Consider the following 1032-nt stretch of genomic DNA (forward strand, 5'->3'; position numbering starts at 1 on the left):
CCCGCCCCGCCGCCGCCCGCGCCGCTGGCGCAAGGTGGTGCTGGGCGTGTTCCTGCTGCTCATCGCCCTGGTCGTGGGCTCGGCGATCTACCTGGAGACCAGCCTCAACCGCGAGGACGCCCTGCCCGACTACCCGGGCCGCCCCGCCGCGGGCGCGGGCACCAACTGGCTCATCGTCGGCTCCGACAGCCGCGAGGGCCTCTCCGCCGAGGACGAGGAGCGCCTGGCCACCGGCAACCCGGAGGGCAAGCGCACCGACACCATCATGCTGCTGCACATCCCCGACAACGACACCCGCCCCACCCTGGTCTCCCTCCTGCGCGACTCCTACGTCCCCATCGAGGGCCACGGCAGCAACAAGCTCAACGCCGCCTACGCCCTCGGCGGCGCCCCCCTGCTCGCCCGCACCGTGGAGACCGTCACCGGCCTGCGCCTGGACCACTACGCCGAGATCGGCCTCGGCGGCTTCGCCAACGTCGTCGACGCCGTCGGCGGCATCGACATGTGCCTGCCCGAGCCCCTGGACGACCCCAAGGCGGGCATCAACCTCCCCGCGGGCTGCCAGGAACTCGACGGCCCCGACGCGCTGGGCTACGTCCGCACCCGCGTCGGCCCGCGCGCCGACCTCGACCGCGTCATCCGCCAGCGCCAGTTCCTCTCCGCGCTGACCGACAAGGTCACCAGCCCGGGCACCCTGGTGAACCCCTTCCGCCTGTTCCCGCTGATCGGCGCGGCGCCCGACGCGCTGACCGTGGACGACAGCGCGCACCTGTGGAACCTGCCGTCGATGGGGCTGGCCATGGCGTCGAGCGACCTGCTGACCACGACGGTGCCGTTCAGCGGCAGCAAGTCGGTGGGCGGGCAGGACGTGATCCTGTGGGACAAGGCCAAGGCGTCGGCGCTGTTCGAGGCGTTGGGGAAGGACGCTGAGGTTCCTGCTGGGAGCATTGTGGGGCCGCCTGCTTAGCGGGGTGTTCTGTCGCCTCACCTTCGGCTTTGGGCTTTAAAGAGCGCGGGATTTTCTTTGCGGGC

At 71.6% G+C, this 1032-nt stretch carries 1 protein-coding gene; it reads left to right on the top strand.

Annotated features, from left to right (window positions below; translation table 11 throughout):
* A partial coding sequence (locus BJP25_RS07965; RefSeq protein ID WP_084793782.1) for an LCP family protein occupies positions 1-967 on the top strand: 967 nt, incomplete at its 5' end.
* Between the last annotated feature and the right edge of the window lie 65 nt (positions 968-1032).

Origin of the sequence: Actinokineospora bangkokensis (assembly GCF_001940455.1) — a bacterium.
Lineage (GTDB): Bacteria > Actinomycetota > Actinomycetes > Mycobacteriales > Pseudonocardiaceae > Actinokineospora > Actinokineospora bangkokensis.